Source organism: Streptomyces cavernicola (assembly GCF_029968035.1).
GTDB lineage: Bacteria > Actinomycetota > Actinomycetes > Streptomycetales > Streptomycetaceae > Streptomyces > Streptomyces cavernicola.
The window spans coordinates 68,868-82,931 of record NZ_JASCIQ010000022.1; the positions used below are offsets into that span (position 1 = coordinate 68,868).

14 protein-coding genes are annotated in these 14,064 nt (G+C 70.9%); 8 read left to right on the top strand and 6 right to left on the bottom strand.

The genetic code is table 11. The annotated features are described in order from the left end of the window. Positions 1 to 28: 28 nt before the first annotated feature. A complete protein-coding gene (locus QIS96_RS21325) occupies positions 29 to 274 on the bottom strand; it encodes a hypothetical protein (protein ID WP_282544269.1) in 246 nt (81 codons plus the stop codon). A gap of 82 nt (positions 275 to 356) precedes the next feature. On the opposite strand from QIS96_RS21325, the gene QIS96_RS21330 reads away from it, so the two are divergent. Both QIS96_RS21330 and QIS96_RS21335 read left to right on the top strand, forming a co-directional pair. Further along, on the top strand, positions 357 to 1,190 hold the full coding sequence (locus tag QIS96_RS21330) for a helix-turn-helix domain-containing protein (protein WP_282544270.1): 834 nt from the start codon (positions 357 to 359) through the stop codon (positions 1,188 to 1,190). Continuing rightward, positions 1,172 to 1,372 carry a DUF397 domain-containing protein gene (locus tag QIS96_RS21335; RefSeq protein ID WP_282544271.1) on the top strand — a complete coding sequence of 67 codons (201 nt, stop codon included), beginning with the start codon at positions 1,172 to 1,174 and terminating at the stop codon, positions 1,370 to 1,372. The genes QIS96_RS21330 and QIS96_RS21335 overlap by 19 nt, the downstream gene beginning before the upstream one ends. Here QIS96_RS21335 and QIS96_RS21340 read toward each other — a convergent pair whose 3' ends face one another. The 3 genes from QIS96_RS21340 to QIS96_RS21350 form a co-directional block, all read right to left on the bottom strand. Continuing rightward, a complete protein-coding gene (locus tag QIS96_RS21340) occupies positions 1,373 to 2,026 on the bottom strand; it encodes a hypothetical protein (protein ID WP_282544272.1) in 654 nt (217 codons plus the stop codon). Positions 2,027 to 2,102: 76 nt separating this feature from the next. Beyond that, the gene (locus tag QIS96_RS21345) at positions 2,103 to 2,750 is read right to left on the bottom strand and encodes a hypothetical protein (protein WP_282544273.1); all 648 of its coding nucleotides are present in this window, start codon (positions 2,748 to 2,750) and stop codon (positions 2,103 to 2,105) included. A 91-nt stretch (positions 2,751 to 2,841) separates the two neighbouring features. Next, complete coding sequence (locus tag QIS96_RS21350) at positions 2,842 to 3,627, bottom strand: alpha/beta fold hydrolase (RefSeq protein WP_282544274.1); 786 nt, start codon at positions 3,625 to 3,627, stop codon at positions 2,842 to 2,844. A gap of 240 nt (positions 3,628 to 3,867) precedes the next feature. Between QIS96_RS21350 and QIS96_RS21355 the strand changes: the two genes are divergently transcribed. Continuing rightward, complete coding sequence (locus QIS96_RS21355; protein WP_282544275.1) at positions 3,868 to 4,182, top strand: hypothetical protein; 315 nt, start codon at positions 3,868 to 3,870, stop codon at positions 4,180 to 4,182. Positions 4,183 to 4,224: 42 nt separating this feature from the next. On the opposite strand, the gene QIS96_RS21360 is transcribed toward QIS96_RS21355, so the two are convergent. Continuing rightward, positions 4,225 to 6,180, bottom strand: a complete 1,956-nt coding sequence (locus QIS96_RS21360) for a beta-galactosidase (RefSeq protein WP_282544276.1) — start codon at positions 6,178 to 6,180, stop codon at positions 4,225 to 4,227. After that, positions 6,180 to 6,920, bottom strand: a complete 741-nt coding sequence (locus QIS96_RS21365; protein ID WP_282544277.1) for a FadR/GntR family transcriptional regulator — start codon at positions 6,918 to 6,920, stop codon at positions 6,180 to 6,182. Before QIS96_RS21365 ends, QIS96_RS21360 begins: the two co-directional genes overlap by 1 nt. A 191-nt stretch (positions 6,921 to 7,111) precedes the next feature. Between QIS96_RS21365 and QIS96_RS21370 the strand changes: the two genes are divergently transcribed. The 5 genes from QIS96_RS21370 to QIS96_RS21390 all read left to right on the top strand — a co-directional run bounded on the left by QIS96_RS21370 (position 7,112) and on the right by QIS96_RS21390 (position 14,059). Next, positions 7,112 to 8,749: an ABC transporter substrate-binding protein gene (locus QIS96_RS21370; protein WP_282544278.1), complete on the top strand. Its 1,638-nt coding sequence runs from the start codon at positions 7,112 to 7,114 to the stop codon at positions 8,747 to 8,749. A gap of 77 nt (positions 8,750 to 8,826) precedes the next feature. Then, positions 8,827 to 9,786 (top strand): ABC transporter permease, encoded by a 960-nt coding sequence (locus QIS96_RS21375; protein WP_282544279.1) that lies wholly within the window; start codon positions 8,827 to 8,829, stop codon positions 9,784 to 9,786. A 37-nt stretch (positions 9,787 to 9,823) separates the two neighbouring features. Further along, positions 9,824 to 11,815 (top strand): dipeptide/oligopeptide/nickel ABC transporter permease/ATP-binding protein, encoded by a 1,992-nt coding sequence (locus tag QIS96_RS21380; RefSeq protein ID WP_282544280.1) that lies wholly within the window; start codon positions 9,824 to 9,826, stop codon positions 11,813 to 11,815. Positions 11,816 to 12,083: 268 nt separating this feature from the next. Further along, positions 12,084 to 13,124 (top strand): oligopeptide/dipeptide ABC transporter ATP-binding protein, encoded by a 1,041-nt coding sequence (locus QIS96_RS21385; RefSeq protein WP_282544281.1) that lies wholly within the window; start codon positions 12,084 to 12,086, stop codon positions 13,122 to 13,124. Next, positions 13,124 to 14,059 (top strand): dihydrodipicolinate synthase family protein, encoded by a 936-nt coding sequence (locus QIS96_RS21390; RefSeq protein WP_282544282.1) that lies wholly within the window; start codon positions 13,124 to 13,126, stop codon positions 14,057 to 14,059. The genes QIS96_RS21385 and QIS96_RS21390 overlap by 1 nt, the downstream gene beginning before the upstream one ends. The last annotated feature ends 5 nt before the right edge of the window (positions 14,060 to 14,064 follow it).

Sequence of the window (14,064 nt, forward strand, 5' to 3'; positions counted from 1 at the left end):
TACGGGGATACGGGCCGGGGCCGGTGGGTCAGCCCCACTCCCCCGGCTTCGGCAGCGCCGCCGCGATCCGCTGCGCGGTCTCCACATTGCAGCGTCCCAATTCCACCAGGGGGCAGGGCGCCTCCCGCGCGTACGAGATCGGGTCGAGCCGCAGTGAAGGCAATGCGATGCCGAGCCTGGCGAATGCGGTACGCAATTCAAGTACGGCTTCGTCGGCTTCCCTCAGGCATTCGAGAGCGTGCCGACCTTTCTCATTTTCCATTTCGCTGTTCATGCGTACAGCTTGGGGTCGCGTGGCTACAGTTCGTAAGGGCGCGGACCCCTACAACTACCGCGCAGAGCTGGGAGGTTGAGCCGTGGCCAGTACGCGACGGAATGCGGCGTGGGAGTACTTCGGGGAGGAGCTGAAGCGGCGGCGCGAGGACGCGGGACTGACGCAGGCGGAGCTCGGGCATCGGGTGTTCGTATCCGGCGGATACATCGGCCAGTTCGAGCAGGCTTTCCGTAAGCCGCAGTTGGATGTGGCGCAGCGGATTGACGACGTGCTACAAACCGGGGGCTTTTTCGAGCGGACGTGGCGGAAGTTGATCAGGGAGCAGGGGTTCGCCTCCTACTTCGAGCACGTCGCGGATCTGGAGCGGCTGGCCACGAAGATCTGCGACTTCGAGCCCGCGATCGTCCCTGGCCTGCTCCAGACGACTGCGTACGCACGCGCCCTCATGCGGACGGGCAACCCGCTGGCGACGGACGAGTTCCTGGAGGAAAAGGTCCGTTTCCGCAGCGACCGCGGCTTGATCCTCAAGGACGCTACTAGGCCGCTGTATTGGACGGTGATGCACGAGTCCGTGCTTCGGGTCGTGGTAGGCAATCCCGCAGTGATGGCCGACCAGTTGGACCACATCACGCGCATGGTGCGCGAGCACAAGATCCTCGTGCAGGTGGTGCCGTTCTCGGCCGGGTCCTATCCGTTCATGGGCAAGATGGTGAAGCTCCTGGAGTTCGAGGACGCACCGCCAACTGTCTATACGGAAGGCGTCCGTTCAGGAACTCTTCTCGATGATCCAGCCGTAGTGAAGCACGTACGGGAGGACTACGATCTGCTCAGGGCTGTCGGACTGCCACCGGAGGCGTCCCTGGCACTGATCGAGTCGGCGGCGGAGGACTACAGACGATGCGCGAGTACGACCTGAGCGGCGCTCACTGGCACAAGAGCAGTTACAGCGACCAGCACGGCGGGGACTGCGTCGAGGTCGCGAACAACGTCCCCGGCATCGTCCCCGTACGCGACAGCAAGTTCAGCGGGGACGGCAGTCCCGTACTGATGATCCCCGCCCGCAGCTGGACGGGGTTCATCGAGGCGGTCAAGGGCTAGCTAGCGGGAGCTCTGCGTGCGCTCCTTGTGGCCCTGGACGTCGGGGAAGCCGATGTGGTTCGGCTGGCGTTGGACCTCGCCGAACCACAGGTGGTCGGCGTTCTGCCGTACCGCCGCGACAAGGAGAGGCTGGTTCTTCTTGCCGATCGGGATGCGGTAGCGCAGGCGCGGCAGGTTGGGGTGCAGGGGTTCCTCGTCGCGGACCAGGTTCCACAGGACCGGGTGGTCACGGTCGATCGGGCCGTCGGGGCAGAGCTCCAGCGAGTACTCCGTACCGACACCCTTCTTGTTCGAGTTGCTCCAGTACAGGCCGACCCCGGCGAGGGTGTCCCACGGGACGACCTTGCCGCCGGCGGGATTCTTGACCCACAGGCCGACGTGGTCGACTGCGAGGAAGGCCTTGCGTCCGTCCCAGCCGCCCTTGAGGAACAGCACCGCGAGGATCACCGCGATCAGTCCGACCGCGATGGCCCCGTAACCCCCGTTGTGGGGCTCGCCGTTGAGGCCGAGGACCGCCGCAAGTCCGCCGCCGATGAAGAGCACAGCGAAGATGGAGCAGCCGGCGGCACCCTTGGCGGCCTGGCCCATGGCCTCGCCGCCGATCTTGATGACCGACGCTGAGGGTGCTGGACCGTGTGCATAAGAATTTGGCATGGCCACGCAGTGTAGAGACCTGGCCTGCACCGTCATGGACGCCCGGGGGGTATCCCCACCGGGGTCGGGGCGGGGTTCACGCGGAACCGTTCCCAGCAGGCCCGGGTGGCGCGCTGGTGCGCTCGCGGTGGCCGCGCAGGTCGGGCAACTTGCCGTAGCCGCGCTCGCGTTCCGTCTCGCCGAAGTACAGGTGCGGGGCGTACGTGCCGACGGCGTGCCGCATGGGTGCGAGGCGGTCGCCGTTCGCGCCGATGCGGTAGCGCAGCCGGGGCAGGCCGGGGCGGAGCGGCTCGTCGTCCCGGACCATGGTCCACAGCGCCGGGTGGTCGCGGTCGATCTCCCCTGCCGGGCACAGCTCCAGGGTGTACGTACGGGCGTCGCCCTTGCCGGGGGCCCAGTGGAAGCCGACGGCGGCGAGGGAGTTCCACGGGATGTGGCCCGCGCCGTGGCGGTTCTGCAGCCAGACGCCGGCCTCGTCGAAGCTGAGGAGCGGGTCGGGGGCGCGGCGGTCCGCCAGTTCGGCACGGAACATTCCGGCCCCGCCGAACCCTGCGATCACCCCCAGCACGAACAGGGCGACACCCCACGCTCCCCCGAGCGCAGGCCCTCCGACGAGGAGGGCCGCTGCGCCGAGCAGGATGTAGGCGGTGCCGGGTATCCGGGGGCGGGGCGAGCCCAGGTTCACGACGGTGGCGGTGGGGGCGGGGCCGTAGGGGGAACTCATGGGGAACGAGTCTACGAACACCTCCCGACGTCGCCGCGCTCGCGCTCCACCAGGCTGTTGAGGCTTCGTGGCAGGGAGCCGTCGGCAGTGCTCATCGCGCGTCGGCGTACAGCTCCTCGATCAGCTGGACGACGGTCTCCGGCTCGCGCAGCGTCGGGAAGTGGTCGGAGGCGGCCAGCCGGACCAGGCGGCAGCGGGGGATCCGGTCCGCCATCTCCTCGTTGCAGCGCACCACCTCTGGCTGGTCCAGCTCCCCCAGCGCCAGCAGCGTGGGCGCGGCGATCTCCCCGAGCCGGTCGAAGGCCGGGGCGTCGGGCTCCTGGTGGCCGACGTTGCTGAACCAGGCGGGCAGTACGCCCCGGAGCTGGGCGGCAGCAGCCGGATCGGCCTCGGGGGTGCCGCCGCCGGCCCGCCCCCAGACGCCCAGCCCGAGCCGGACGATGCCCTCCATGTCGTCGGCCGTGGCCAGCTTCTCCGCCTCTTCGTAGAACCCGGACGGTGTCAGGCCGTCGTACCCGGTGACTCCGGCCACGAAGAGCGCGAGGCCCGCCACCCGGTCCGGGCTGTCCAGAGCCAGGCTGATCGAGGTGGTGCCGCCCATGCTGGAGCCCACCAGCACCGCACGGGCCAGCGCGAAGTGGTCGAGGACCGCGGCGAGGTCTTCGACCGGGGAATACCCGGTGGTGGGCGCGGGCGAGCGGCCGAAGCCCCGGGAGTCGTAGCGGATCACCCGGTACCGCGCGGTGAGCGCCGGGAGGACGGGGTCCCATATCGTCGAGTCGCCGACGCCCGGGTGGAGCAGGATCAGCGGCAGCCCGTGCCCTCCCGAATCGTCCGCCCAGAGTTCCCCGTTGCTGACAGGCACGATGGATTCCATGACCCTCAGTCTGGTTGGGCGGTACGGGCGCCCGCCAGCGGGATCTCAGCCGTGTCGCCGCCATGGACGGGCCTGGCGCCATGGACGGGCCTGGACAAGGCCACAGGGAACGGGACTCGACAAGGCCGCAGGGCAGGCCGGGTCTCACAGGCTGATCTCTTCCCCTGCCCGCTGAATTCGCCGAGCCGGGGCTGAATCTTCAACCCACCGCACCCGCCCTTCCCGCTACCCTCAAGAATCATGGCTGAACGGGGTGAACAGCCTTACGGGGCTGAGGTGTTGGAGCGGATGGCGCGGGCGCGGGGTGCTCGGCGTTGGGTGGCTGTGGCCGGGGTGGTGATCGCGTTGCTCGGGCCCGGCGTGGTGTGGCTGCGGGTGGCGCGCGGGGTGCCGTTCGGGGCGTGGGCCCTGGCGTGCGCCGTGGCCGCCGCCGGGTGTGCGGGGGCGGCCTGGCTGGCCCGGCGCGGGCGGACCCGGCGGGCGCTCGCGCTGATCGTCGGCGGGGTCGTGCTCCTGGTCGTCGGGGATGTGCTCGCGACCGCCACCGTGACGTAGGCACATAGGCACGTGAGCCGCATGACCACGTGACCGCCACCGTCAGCCGACCGTCACCGTGCCCTCCCGGTGGTCCAGGCGGATGCGGACGCGGCGGCCGTCCGAGGTGATCCGGGTGCGTACCTGCACGCCGAGCGGGACCTCCGGTGCGCGGACGCCCGCGTCGAGGCGGGCGCGGTCCAGGACGGCACGCATCGTCACCGGGTCCGGGCGGGTGCCCAAGTACCAGGCGTGGCCCGCCCCGTGGGCGTTGCGGGTGACGGCGGGGCGGCCGTCGGCGTACGTCAGTATCGGGGCCGCGCCCTCCAGGGTCAGCTCCTCCGACCACAGCGTGCCCTCGCCGCCCCCGCCGAACCGCAGCGTGCCGCCCTCCGGCAGCGGGTCGAACTCCTCGACGCTCAGGCCGAGGAGCTCGCGGAACGGGCCGGGGTAGCCGCCGAGGTGGACCCGGTCGTACTCGTCCGTGATGCCGGAGAAGTAGGACATCAGGAGCGTGCCGCCCGCCGCCACGTATGCGCTCAGGCGGTCCGCCGTCTCCTGCGTGACCGAGTAGAGGTTGGGGACCAGGAGCAGCTTGTACGGCGACCAGTCGCGGTCCACGGGGACCACGTCGCACGGCACCGACGCGTCGTACAGCGGCCGGTGGTGCGCGTGGGCGGCGTCCAGCATGGCGGCGTCGGCGCTGGGGTGGGCGTCCTGCTCCAGGGCCCACCAGTTGGGCCAGTCGAGGAGGAGCGCCGACTCCGCCCGCTCCGGGACCGAGCCCAACAGGGCCGGGTGGTCGGCGAGTTCGGTGCCGAGCTCCGTCACCTCGCGGAACATCCGGGTCTCCCGGCCGCCGTGCGGGACCATCGCCGAGTGGAACTTCTCCGCGCCGCCGCGGGACTGCCGCCACTGGAAGAACAGCGCCGAGTCCGCGCCGTGCGCCACGGCCTGCCAGCTGTCCAGGCGCATCCGGCCGCGCGGCTTGCGGCCGTTGCGCGTACGCCAGTTGACCGCGCCCGGCGCGTGCTCCATGAGCAGCCACGGCTGCCCGTCGCGCAGGCCGCGCATCACGTCGTAGCCGAACGCCGCCTCGTGCACCGAGTCCGGGTCGTGCGGGTCCGGATACGAGTCGTACGAGACGACGTCCATCTCCCTGGCCCACTTGAACAGGTCGAGGGTCGGCGCGAGCGGGACGAAGTTCGTCGTCACCGGGATCCCGGGGGTCACCGCGTCCAGGACGGCCTTCTCCGCGCGGTAGCAGTCCAGGAGCTCGTCCGAGGAGAAGCGGAGGTAGTCGAGGCGCTGGGTCGGGTTGCGGAAGGAGGGGGCCGTGCGCGGGGTGTGGATCTCCTCCCAGTCGCCGTACCGCTGGGACCAGAAGTCCGTGGACCAGGCCGAGTTGAGCGCGTCGAGCGTGCCGTAGCGGGCGCGCAGCCAGCGGCGGAACGCGGCCGTGGACACCTCGCAGTGGCAGTGCCGGGAGATGTGGCAGCCGAACTCGTTGCCGATGTGCCACAGGGCGAGCGCCGGATGGTCCGCGTACCGCTTCGCGAGCTGTTCGACGAGGCGCACCGCGTACTGCCTAAAGACCGGGCTCGACGGGCACCAGTGCTGGCGCGAGCCGGGGTGCAGGCGGGTGCCGTCGGCCATGACGGGGAGCGTCTCGGGGTGCAGGCGGGCCAGCCACGGCGGCGGCGAGGCCGTCATCGTGGCGAGGCAGACGGCGACGCCGGCGTCCGCGAGGCGGTCCAGGTGTGCGTCCAGCCAGCCGAAGTCGTAGGCGCCGGGGGCGGGTTCGGATTTCGCCCAGGAGAAGATGCCGACGGTCGTGAGGTTGACGCCCGCCGCCCGCATCAGCTCGGCGTCCTCGGCGTGCGTCTCGGGGCCCCACTGCTCGGGGTTGTAGTCGCCGCCGTACGCGATCGAGTCGAGCCTGTCGTAGAAGTGGGCGAGCCTGGCCGTGCCGACCGCCGGCTGCCGCTGTCCGTCCTCGAACGTGCCCTGTCCGTACATCAGTTGACCCCCCGTGTCGCTTGTGCCGACCTGGCTTCGATACCCCGGAAATGGTCCGCCATGGCTCGCTGCGCGCCCTCGACGTCGCGCTCGCGCAGCGCCGTGAGGATGGCGCGGTGGCGGCCTGCGGTGACCTCGGGTGCGGGGTCGCGGGTCCAGCCGCGGACCTTCGCCACCCGGTGGAAGACGTTCCAGAACGCCGCGAGGAGCTGCGGCACGAGCGCGTTGCCGAGGGTCCCGTAGAGCGTCTCGTGGAACTCGCGGTCGAGATCGGGGAAGGCCTCGCCCGCGCGTGCGGCCGCTTCCATGCGGCCGACTATGGACTCCAGGCGGGCCAGTTCGGCCTCCGATATTCCCCTCGCGACCCGACTGATCAGGCCGTTCTCCAGGACCTCGCGCACCTGCAGGATCTCGGTGAGCGCCGCGTGGTCGTCGGTGACATGGGCCAGGGTGCGGAAGGTGAGCCCGTCGACGAGCGGGGTGAGCGAGGCCTGGCCGACGTAGGTGCCGTAGCCGTGTCTGATCTCGACGATGTCCAGGGCCTGCAGCGCCTTCAACGCCTCGCGGACCGAGTTTCTGCTCACCCCGAGGCTCTCCATCAGCTCCGCCTCGGTGGGCAGCGGGGCGCCGGGGGGAAGTCTGCGGTCGAGGATCAACTGCATGACGTCACTCCGGATCTGGGCGCCCACGCGCCGGTCCCGGGCAGCTGCCGGCCTCGCGTTCCTTGGCTCCTCGGACATGCGGCACAGCGTACGACCGAAGGACGTCCCACGTCCCACGTCGGGAGCAAACTCGTCCCGCGCGGCTCCGGTGCCGATCCTTGCGCACTCTCTTGACCGCCCACGGCGGCGCTCTTATGGTCGCGCTACCTCTTAGACGTAGGACGTGGGATCTCTCAACGGCCCACTCTCCCCCGGGACTTGGAGACACCGTGAGCGACGCGACCTCGACCGCAGGACGGGCGCTGCACCGCCGGTCCTTCCTCAAGTACTCCGGCGCCATCGGCGCGGCCGCCGCCATCACCACGACCCTCTCCGCCTGCTCGGGCGGCCCCGAGTCGACGACCGACGGCGGGGGCGACGGCAAGGGCGGCCTCTCCACGCTGACCGCCGTCATCGGCTACGGCAACGACGGCAGCTGGGACCCGACGCAGACCGCGTCCGCGTTCTCCATGGCGGCCAACCACCACATCTACGAAGGCCTCCTCGACACCGACCCGATCAGCCGCGAGCCCTACCCGGCGCTCGCCACCGAGATCCCGTCCGATCTGCAGTCCACCACCTGGAAGTTCACGCTCCGCTCCGGCGCGAAGTGGCACGACGGCAAGCCGGTCACCGCCGACGACGTGGTCTTCACCTTCGACCGCATCCTCGACCCGGACACCGTGACCCTCGCGCAGGGCTTCTTCCTGTCCTGGCTGAAGGAGGTGAAGAAGGTCGACGAGCAGACGGTGGAGCTGGTCCTCAAGTTCCCGTTCCCGGACGGCGCCGCGCGGCTCACCCTCGCCAAGATCATGCCGAAGCACGTGTTCTCCAAGCCGGGCGCCTGGGAGAAGGCGATCACCGGTCTCGCCGTCGGCTCGGGCCCGTACAGGCTGACCGCGCACCACGCCAAGTCCAACTCCGTCCTTGAGGCGTTCGCCGACTACAACGGGCCGCGCAAGGCGACGTTCGCGAAGATGAACTGGCTGACGATCGTGGACGCCGCACCCCGCGTCGCCAAGATCTCCGGCGCGGGCGCGGGCGCGCAGATCGCGGACAACGTCCCGTACGCCAACATCGCCCAGCTGGAGAAGGACGGCCTGAAGGTCGAGGGCGGGGCGGGCATGAACAACCTGTTCCTGATGTTCAACACCGGCCACAAGCCGTTCGACGACGTCCGCGTCCGGCAGGCCCTGCACTACGCCATCGACCGGGAGAAGATGATCTCGGCCGCGCTCAAGGGGCACGGCAAGGCGTCCACCTCGTTCCTGGACGAGGGCAACCCGTCCTACCGCGCGGCGAAGACGGTCTACGGCTACGACCCGGACAAGGCCCGGCAGCTGCTCAAGGACGCCGGCGTGAGCAACCTCAAGATCAAGTTGATGGCCGTGAACGTCAGTTGGATCGTCGACTGCCTGCCGACCATCGAGGAGTCCTGGCGCAAGATCGGCGTCGAGACCACCCTGGAACCGCAGGAGACCGCTGCCCTCTTCACCAAGCTCGACCAGAAGAAGGACTTCCAGGTCGTCGCGGCCGCCTCCAACCCGAACCAGTTCGGCGTCGAGGCCGACCTGATCATGCACTACAACTACGGGCCCGCGAACCTCTGGATGCAGTACGCCCGCTGGGCCAAGAACTCCGAGGCCAAGAAGCTCTTCAAGCTGATGGACCAGGCCACCCGCGAGGCCGACGCCGAGAAGAAGAAGCAGATGGTCCAGGAGTACATCGACCTCGTCGCGGAGAACGCGGTGATCTACCCGGTCGTCCACAACGAGCTCGTGACGGCCTGGGACCCGGACAAGCTCACCGGGGTCCGCGCCCAGCCGTACCCGGGGATCAACCTGTTGCAGGCGAAGCCCGCCAAGTAGCCGCTGAAGCCCACCAAGTAGCCGTCGGGGAGCTGGAGTTCACATGGTTCTGACCCGATCCGCGGGGGCGTGAGCCCATGGTGCAGATCGCCCGGATCCTGGCCCGCCGCATCGCCCTGCTCGTCCCGCTGATGCTGGGCATCGTCCTGTTCGTCTTCCTCGTCATGCGGTTCTCGGACATCGACCCGGCCGCCGCGTTCTACCAGGGCACCAACCCCACCCCGGAGCAACTGCACCAGTTCCGGGAGGAGAACGGCCTGCTCGACCCGCTGCCGGTGCGGTACGTGGCGTTCGTGGGCGAGCTGCTCCAGGGCGACATGGGCATCAGCGTCCTCACCCGGGCGCCGGTGCTCGACCAGGTCGGCACCGCCCTGCCGCTCACCATGCAGCTCACGTTCCTGGGGCTCGGCATCGCGGTGGTGATCGCCCTGGTCCTCGGCGTCACCGCGGCCATCCACCGCGACCGGCTCCCGGACCAGCTGATCCGGGTGCTCTCCCTGACCGGCGTCGCGGCGCCCGGCTTCTGGCTGGCGCTCCTTATGATCCAGTACCTGGCGGTGGGCGCGGGCTGGTTCCCGACCAGCGGGTACGTCAACCCGGCCGACTCGTTCACCGGCTGGCTGCGGACCATGACGCTGCCCGCGTTCGCCCTGTCCCTGCCGGTCGCGGCCCAGCTCACCCGGATCGTACGGACCGCGGTGGTCGAGGAGCTCGACAAGGACTACGTGCGCACGGCGATCGGCAGCGGGCTCCCGCCGGTCGTCGTGGTCGGCCGGAACGTCCTGCGCAACGCCCTGATCAACCCGCTGACGGTGCTCGGCCTGCGCGTCGGCTACCTGCTCGGCGGCGCGGTCGTCATCGAGACGATCTTCGCCCTGCCCGGCATGGGCAACCTGATGATCACGGCTGTGAAGAACGGCGACCCGGCCGTCGTGCAGGGCGTGGTCATCACGACGGCCGTCGGCTTCGTCGTCGTGAACCTGGCGATCGACATCCTGTACCTCCTGGTCAACCCCCGGTTGAGGAGCGCCTCATGACGTCTGCGTCCAGCAACTCCCCGGCGGTGAGCGCCTCATGAGGAGCCGCAAGCAGTTGGCGGAGACGCTGTCCCGGCCCGGTGTGCGGCTGCGCGGCTTCCGCCGGCTGCCGGTCCTGTCCCGGGTCGCGGTCGGCGTCATCGCCCTCGTCGTCCTCGTGGCGGCCCTCGCCCCGCTGCTCGCCCCGCACGACCCGCTCGACCAGGCGGCGATGGCCGACGGCACCGGCAGCCCGTCCGGCACGCACTGGATGGGCCAGGACAGCCTCGGCCGGGACATCCTCAGCCGGCTGATGTACGGGGCGCGGCTCTCCCTCGTCATCGGCCTCGGCGCGACCCTCCTCGGGCTCGTCGCGGGCGCGGTCCTCGGGGCGGTCGCGGCGACCTCCCGCAAGTCGGTGGACGAGTTCATGATGCGCTGCCTCGACATCGTCATGGCGTTCCCCGGCATCGCCCTCGCGGCCGTCCTGATCGCGGTGTTCGGCGGCAGCATCCCGGTCCTGATCGGCGCGATCGCGTTCCTCTACACCCCGCCGTTCGCCCGCGTCGTACGCGCCAACGTCATGGACCAGTACGGCGAGGACTACGTGACGGCGGAACGCGTCATCGGCGCCCGCACCCCGCACATCGTCCTCAAGCACGTGGCCGTCAACTGCGCCGCGCCGATCCTGGTGTTCGCCACCGTGCAGGTCGCCGAGGCCATCGTCTACGAGGCGTCGCTGTCGTTCATCGGCGCGGGCGTCTCGCCGCCCGACCCGTCCTGGGGCAGCGTCATCGCCGACGGCAAGAACATGGTGCTCACCGGCGGCTGGTGGGCCACCGTCTTCCCGGGCCTCCTGATGCTCGTCACCGTGCTCGCCCTGAACGTCCTCTCCGAGGGAGTGTCGGACGCCTGGGCGGCCCCGGCGGCCCGCGACGTACCGTCCCGACGCACCGCTGTGCGGGACAAGCTGGAGTCGTCCGAGCCCGGCACCGGCAAGGTCCTCGAACTCCCCGGCCTCACCGAAGCCGCCGCCCGCCTCCGCTCCCGCGCCCGCCCGCTCCCCGCCGGACCCCCGGTCCTCGAAGTCAGAGACCTGGCGATCGGCTTCGACGCCCGGCACGGCGGTACGGACATCGTCGACGGCATCAGCTTCGACGTACGCCCCGGGGAGGTCCTCGGTCTGGTCGGCGAGTCCGGCTGCGGCAAGTCCCTCACCGCGCTCACCGTGATGGGGCTGCAGCCGAAGGGGGCGCGGGTACGGGGCCAAGTGACGTTCGACGGCCAGCAGTTGACCGGCCTGCCGCCCCGCTCCCGCCGCCGCCTGCTCGGCCACGACATGGCGATGGTCTACCAGGACGCGCTGTCCTCCCTGAACCCCTCGATGACGATCCGCGCCCAGCTGAAGCAGGTGGTACGGCGGGGCGGGGCCCGGTCCGCCGTCGAACTCCTCGAACTCGTCGGCCTCGACCCGGACCGCACCCTGCGCAGCTACCCGCACGAACTCTCCGGCGGCCAGCGCCAGCGCGTCCTGATCGCCATGGCCCTCTCCCGCAACCCCAAGCTGATCGTCGCCGACGAACCGACGACGGCCCTGGACGTGACGGTCCAGGCCCAGGTCATCGAACTCCTCCTGCGGCTCCGCGCCGAGCTGGGCTTCGCCCTGATCCTGGTCTCGCACGACCTGGCGCTCGTCGCGGACGTCACGGACCGGGTGGTGGTGATGTACGGCGGCCAGATCGTGGAGACCGGCGTCACCGCCGACCTGGTGGCGGCCCCCGCCCACCACTACACGCGCGGCCTGCTCGGGTCCGTCCTCTCCCTGGAGTCCGCGGCGCAGCGGCTCACGCAGATCAGGGGCGTGGTGCCGTCGCCGGCGGACTTCCCCGCGGGGTGCAGGTTCGCGGACCGGTGCCCGTTGGCGGCGCCTGTCTGCCGTACGACGGCTCCGGCACTCGCGGGGTCCCCCCGCACCCACTCGGTGGCCTGCCACCACCCGGCGATCGCGCTGCGCGCGCCGGAGCAGCGGGGGAACGAGGCGGTGCGGTGAGCGACCGGCGTACGGCGTTTCTTCTCCCCTACCCGCCCCTTCCCGAAAGCCTGCGGCAGCTTCGGGGGCCAGCCCCCGGACCCCCGCTCCTCAAACGCCGGAGGGGCTGGATTTAGCGGGGTGGGGCGGGTTTTTAAGGGGCGCGGGGAACTGCGCGATTAGCCACGACGGCGCAGCAGACGAACGACCGCCGACTGCAGCCACGCGGCGGCAGCCGCATATCAGGCACAGCCGGGAAGGGGCGGGGCTGGGGAATGAAAGGACGGACATGACGGACGCACTGGTCCAACTCAAGAACACCCACGTACACCACCGCACCCGCACCGGAGGACTCCTCTCCCGCGACCGCGTGCACGCCCTGACCGCCGCGGACCTGACCATCGCCCCCGGCGAGACAGTCGGCGTCGTGGGCGAGTCCGGCTGCGGCAAAAGCACCCTCGCCAAGGTCTTGGTCGGCGTGCAGCAACCCACCACCGGCACCGTCGAGTTCGGCGGCAGGAACCTCTGGACGATGCCCCCCGCCGAGCGCCGCGCAGCGGTCGGCACCGGCGCCGGCATGATCTTCCAGGACCCGTCGACCGCCCTGAACCGCCGCCTCACCGTACGCCGCATCCTGCGCGACCCCCTCGACGTCCACCGCCGCGGCACACCGGCCGAACGCGAGGACCGCGTACGGGAGTTGATGTCCCTGGTCGGCCTGCCCGAGGTGCTCGCCGAGGGACTGCCGGGCCAGCTCTCCGGCGGCCAGCGCCAACGCGTCGCGATCGCCCGCGCCCTCGCCCTGAACCCCCGCCTCGTCGTCGCCGACGAACCGACCAGCGCCCTGGACGTCTCGGTCCGCGCCCAGATCCTCAACCTCCTCCTCGACCTGAAGGAACGCCTCGGCCTCGCCCTGGTCTTCGTGTCGCACGACATCCAGACGGTGCGGCGGATGAGTGACCGCGTCATCACCATGTACCTGGGCCGGATCGTCGAGGAGTCCCCCGCCGACGAGGTCCTCACCCGCTCCCGCCACCCGTACACCCGCGCCCTGTTCTCGGCGACGCCCGGCCTGCTCGACCCGATCGACCCGATCCCGCTCGTCGGGCCGGTGCCGTCCGCGACCCGGCCGCCCAGCGGCTGCCCGTTCCGCACCCGCTGCTGGAAGGCGGACGTGGAGTGCGCGGCGCGCATGCCGGACTTCGAGCAGTCCGGGCCCACCGCGGGCCGCGGCCACCGCTTCCGCTGCCACCACCCCGTGGACGACGGCCAGTCGAACCACGAACTCGTCGCCCAGGCCGCCGCCACGGCCGTGACCCTGGAGGGTTGATGACTCTTCCGACCTCGCTGACCGGTGTCGTTCCCCCTGTCTGCACGCCTCTGACACCGGATCACGAGGTGGACGTCGGCTCCCTCGTCCGGCTCGTGGACCACCTGGTGGACGCCGGCGTGCACGGCCTGTTCGTCCTCGGCTCGACCTCCGAGGCCGCGTACCTCCCGGACCGCCACCGCCGTACGGTCGTGGAGACGGTGACCGCCCACGTGGCCGGTCAACTCCCGGTCCTCGCCGGGGCGATCGACATGACGACGCCGCGCGTACGGGACCACGTGGCGGCCGTGACGGCGGCCGGCGCGGACGCGGTGGTCGTCACGGCGCCCTTCTACACACGCACGCACCCGGCGGAGATCGCCACGCACTTCCGCGCGCTCGCCGCCGCCTCCCCCGTCCCGGTCTTCGCGTACGACCTGCCGGTCTCGGTGCACACGAAACTCCCCGGAGACCTTCTCCTGGACCTGGCCGCCGAGGGCGTCCTCGCCGGGGTCAAGGACTCCAGCGGCGACGAGGGCGGCTTCCGCGAACTGCTCCTGGGCGCCCGCGCCCGCCCGGACGTGACGGGCTTCAGCCTGCTCACGGGCGCCGAGCTGACCGTCGACTCGGCCCTGGCGATGGGCGCGGACGGAGTCGTCCCCGGCCTCGGCAATGTGGACCCGGACGGGTACGTACGCCTGTACGCGGCCTGCCGCGCCGGGGACTGGGAGGGGGCCCGCGCCGAACAGGAGCGCCTGTGCGCCCTGTTCAGGATGACCGGCGCGGGCGACCCCGCGCGGATGGGCGGCTCGTCCTCGGCGCTCGGCGCGTTCAAGGCGGCACTGCACCTGCGGGGCGTCATCGCCTGCCCGACCACGGCGGAGCCGCAGGTGCAGTTGTCCCCGGAGGAGGTGGGCGTCGTCGGCAAGCGCTTGGCTGCGGCGGGCCTGCTGTAGAGCCG

Bases quoted from the DNA above. Each gene is read 5' to 3' on its own strand.
- QIS96_RS21325 (WP_282544269.1), bottom strand. From the start codon at position 274: ATGAACAGCGAAATGGAAAATGAGAAAGGTCGGCACGCTCTCGAATGC.
- QIS96_RS21335 (WP_282544271.1), top strand. From the start codon at position 1,172: ATGCGCGAGTACGACCTGAGCGGCGCTCACTGGCACAAGAGCAGTTAC.
- QIS96_RS21340 (WP_282544272.1), bottom strand. From the start codon at position 2,026: ATGCCAAATTCTTATGCACACGGTCCAGCACCCTCAGCGTCGGTCATC.
- QIS96_RS21345 (WP_282544273.1), bottom strand. From the start codon at position 2,750: ATGAGTTCCCCCTACGGCCCCGCCCCCACCGCCACCGTCGTGAACCTG.
- QIS96_RS21350 (WP_282544274.1), bottom strand. From the start codon at position 3,627: ATGGAATCCATCGTGCCTGTCAGCAACGGGGAACTCTGGGCGGACGAT.
- QIS96_RS21355 (WP_282544275.1), top strand. From the start codon at position 3,868: ATGGCTGAACGGGGTGAACAGCCTTACGGGGCTGAGGTGTTGGAGCGG.
- QIS96_RS21360 (WP_282544276.1), bottom strand. From the start codon at position 6,180: ATGTACGGACAGGGCACGTTCGAGGACGGACAGCGGCAGCCGGCGGTC.
- QIS96_RS21365 (WP_282544277.1), bottom strand. From the start codon at position 6,920: ATGTCCGAGGAGCCAAGGAACGCGAGGCCGGCAGCTGCCCGGGACCGG.
- QIS96_RS21375 (WP_282544279.1), top strand. From the start codon at position 8,827: ATGGTGCAGATCGCCCGGATCCTGGCCCGCCGCATCGCCCTGCTCGTC.
- QIS96_RS21380 (WP_282544280.1), top strand. From the start codon at position 9,824: ATGAGGAGCCGCAAGCAGTTGGCGGAGACGCTGTCCCGGCCCGGTGTG.
- QIS96_RS21385 (WP_282544281.1), top strand. From the start codon at position 12,084: ATGACGGACGCACTGGTCCAACTCAAGAACACCCACGTACACCACCGC.
- QIS96_RS21390 (WP_282544282.1), top strand. From the start codon at position 13,124: ATGACTCTTCCGACCTCGCTGACCGGTGTCGTTCCCCCTGTCTGCACG.